A 3,889-nucleotide genomic window follows, 5' to 3' on the forward strand; every position below is an offset into this window, starting at 1 on the left:
GAACGGACATGTGAGGCCTCCGGGTGTCGACGACCAATATATACATACCCGGAAACTCGAGCGCGCCACGCCATGCAGACGACGTGCAGGTCACGGACAGGTAACATGGCAAGGTATGCCTGGCACGTGCCCGACAAGCCGCGCAGCCCGGAACCAACGACAGGGAGATGACATCTAGGGCCAATCCTCTTGAGAAGCGGCTGCGCGCCGGAGAAGGGCGGGTCATCCGCCGCCTGAACCAGGTGGTCAAGGCCGTCAACGCGCTGGAAGAGGACATCTCCAAGCTCACCGACGACGAGCTGCGCAACGAGACCGTCGAGCTGCGCGAGCGCTACGCCGCGGGCGAGACCCTCGACCAGCTGATGCCCGAGGCGTTCGCCGCCGTGCGCGAGGCTGCCAAGCGCACCCTCGGCATGCGCGCCTACGACGTCCAGATCATGGGCGGCGCGGCGCTGCACCTCGGCAACATCGCCGAGATGAAGACCGGTGAGGGAAAGACCCTCGTCGCGACCTTCCCCGCGTACCTCAACGCCATCGCCGGCGAGGGCGTGCATGTGATCACGGTCAACGACTTCCTCGCGAGCTATCAGGCGGAGCTGATGGGTCGCGTGTACCGGGCCCTCGGCATGACGACGGGCATCATCGTGTCCGGACAGACGCCGGCCGTGCGCCGCGAGCAGTACGCGTCCGACATCACGTACGGCACGAACAACGAGTTCGGCTTCGACTACCTCCGCGACAACATGGCGTGGCGCAAGGAGGACCTCGTCCAGCGCGAGCACTACTTCGCGATCGTCGACGAGGTCGACTCGATCCTCATCGACGAGGCGCGTACGCCGCTCATCATCTCGGGCCCGTCCTCGGGTGAGGCCAACCGCTGGTTCGCCGAGTTCGCGAAGATCGCGCGCACTCTCGAGGCAGGTGTGGACTACGAGGTCGACGAGAAGAAGCGCACGGTCGGCGTGCTCGAGCCCGGCATCGAGAAGGTCGAGGACTATCTCGGAATCGACAACCTCTACGAGTCCGCGAACACCCCTCTGATCTCGTTCCTCAACAACTCGATCAAGGCGCTGGCGCTGTTCAAGAAGGACACGGACTACGTCGTCATGAACGACGAGGTCATGATCGTCGACGAGCACACCGGTCGTATCCTCGTCGGACGCCGCTACAACGAGGGCATCCACCAGGCGATCGAGGCGAAGGAAGCCGTGCCCGTCAAGGCCGAGAACCAGACGCTCGCCACGGTCACGCTGCAGAACTACTTCCGCCTGTACGACAAGCTCGCGGGCATGACGGGTACCGCCGAGACCGAGGCGGCCGAGTTCATGTCGACCTACAAGCTCGGTGTCATCCCGATCCCGACCAACCGGCCGATGGTCCGCAAGGACCAGTCCGACCTCGTCTACAAGAACGAGACCGCGAAGTTCGCCCAGGTGGTCGAGGACATCGCCGAGCGTCACGCTGAGGGCCAGCCGGTGCTCGTGGGCACCGTGAGCGTGGAGAAGAGCGAGTATCTCTCGCGGCTCCTCGCGAAGAAGGGCGTCAAGCACGAGGTCCTCAACGCGAAGAACCACGCGCGCGAGGCCGAGATCGTCGCACGCGCAGGGCGCCTCGGCGCCGTGACCGTCGCGACCAACATGGCCGGTCGTGGAACCGACATCATGCTCGGTGGAAACGCCGAGTTCCTCGCCGTCCAGGAGCTCAAGGGCAAGGGGCTCGATCCCGTCGAGACGCCCGACGAGTACGAGGTCGCGTGGGACGAGACGTACGAGGCGATGAAGGCCATCGTGTCCGAAGAGGCCGAGAAGGTCATCGGGGCCGGCGGACTCTACGTCCTCGGCACCGAACGGCACGAATCGCGTCGCATCGACAACCAGCTCCGTGGTCGCTCGGGCCGTCAGGGTGACCCCGGTGAGAGTCGCTTCTACCTGAGCCTCACCGACGACCTCATGCGTCTGTTCCAGTCAGGTGCCGCCGAGGCGATCCTGGCGCGCACGAACTTCCCCGACGACGTCCCGATCGAATCCGGCCTGGTCTCGCGCGCCATCCGCAGCGCGCAGTCGCAGGTCGAGTCCCGCAATGCCGAGATGCGCAAGAACGTCCTCAAGTACGACGACGTCCTGAATCGCCAGCGCGAGGCGATCTACGCAGACCGCCGCCACATCCTGCAGGGCGACGACATCGCCGACCGTGTGCAGCACTTCATCGAGGATGCCATCAGCGGGGTCGTCCGCGACCACACCGGTGAGGGCCACAACGAGAGCTGGGACTTCGATGCGCTGTGGACGGAGCTGAAGACGCTCTACCCGGTCAGCGTGACCATCGACGAGGTCGTCTCGGAGGCAGCCGGACGCAAGGGCGGCATCACCGCCGAGGGTCTGACGAGAGAGCTGCTGTCCGACGCGAAGATCGCCTACGAGACGCGCGAGGAGTCGCTCGGCGACGCGGCCACCCGTGAGCTCGAGCGTCGAGTGGTGCTGCAGGTCCTCGACCGCCGCTGGCGCGACCACCTCTACGAGATGGACTACCTCAAGGACGGCATCGGCCTTCGCGCCATGGCGCAGCGCGACCCGCTCATCGAGTATCAGCGCGAGGGCTACGCGATGTTCCAGTCGATGATGGGCCAGATCAAGGAGGAGTCCGTCGGATACCTCTACAACCTCGAGGTCGAGGTCCGTCGCGCAGGCGACTCGCAGACCGCAGAGGTCGAGGCGAAGGGCCTGTCCGAAGGCGGCGGCGAGCAGCGTCTCGAGTACTCGGCGGCGAACGACGCCGGCGAGGTCGAGGTCCGCAACGACCGCGGGCAGGTGCAGCAGGCCGCGACCGAGAAGCTGCGTCAGGCCGCGGCGGCGCGTCAGGCGCCGACCGACCAGGCCGAGCCTGAAGAGGGCCCCCGCGGCGCCTTCGGCCAGCGCACGGAGGCTCCGGCCGCACCGGCGGGCAACCGCGAGCAGCGCCGGGCGCAGGGCAAGAAGAAGAAGTAGCAGAGCGCACGAAGAAGGGCCGATCCGGATGGATCGGCCCTTCTTCGCGTCATTGTAGGCTTGCTCAATGACACCAACGCGCCACTTCGACCAGTCGTCGAAGCTCAAGAACGTCCTGTACGAGATCCGTGGAAACACGCTCGTCGAGGCGGCGCGGCTCGAGGCAGAGGGCCATCGGATCCTCAAGCTCAACACGGGGAATCCGGCGATCTTCGGCTTCGAGGCTCCCCATCAGATCGTCCACGACATGCTGGCGGCGCTTCCGACCGCTCACGGATACAGCGACAGCAAGGGCATCGTCTCGGCACGGCGTGCCGTGGTCAGCAGATACGAGGAGATCGACGGATTCCCGAGGTTCGGACCGGAGGACGTGTTCCTCGGCAACGGCGTGTCCGAGCTGATCACGATGACCATGCAGGCGCTGCTCGACGAGGGCGACGAGGTGCTGATCCCCGCCCCCGACTACCCGCTGTGGACGGCGATGACCAGCCTGGCCGACGGCACCCCGGTGCACTACCTGTGCGACGAGGACAACGGGTGGCAGCCTGATCTCGAAGACATCCGGTCGAAGATCACCCCGCGCACGAAGGCGCTCGTGATCATCAACCCCAACAATCCGACCGGGGTCGTGTACTCGCGCGAAGTGCTCGAGGGAATGGTGCAGATCGCGCGTGAGAACCAGCTGTTGCTGCTCTCCGATGAGATCTACGACCGCATCCTGTTCGACGACGCGGTGCACATCCCCACTGCGACGCTGGCACCCGACCTACTCTGCCTGACCTTCAACGGGCTCTCGAAGACCTATCGGGTCGCCGGATATCGGTCAGGGTGGCTCGTGATCACCGGCCCGCAGGATCATGCGAAGGGCTTCCTCGAGGGGATCAACCTGCTCGCATCCACACGTC

General features: G+C 65.6%; 2 protein-coding genes. Both read left to right on the forward strand.

Going from position 1 to position 3,889, the window contains the following annotated elements:
- Nucleotides 1–167: 167 nt before the first annotated feature.
- On the forward strand, nucleotides 168–2,984 hold the full coding sequence (secA, locus tag J7E68_RS16455) for a preprotein translocase subunit SecA (protein ID WP_215174411.1): 2,817 nt from the start codon (nucleotides 168–170) through the stop codon (nucleotides 2,982–2,984).
- Nucleotides 2,985–3,051: 67 nt separating this feature from the next.
- On the forward strand, nucleotides 3,052–3,889 hold an 838-nt coding region (locus J7E68_RS16460), incomplete at its 3' end, for an aminotransferase class I/II-fold pyridoxal phosphate-dependent enzyme (RefSeq protein WP_215174413.1).

This window comes from Microbacterium sp. ISL-103, assembly GCF_018613995.1.
Taxonomy (GTDB): Bacteria; Actinomycetota; Actinomycetes; order Actinomycetales; family Microbacteriaceae; genus Microbacterium.

Bases quoted from the DNA above. Each gene is read 5' to 3' on its own strand.
- secA (WP_215174411.1), top strand. From the start codon at position 168: ATGACATCTAGGGCCAATCCTCTTGAGAAGCGGCTGCGCGCCGGAGAA.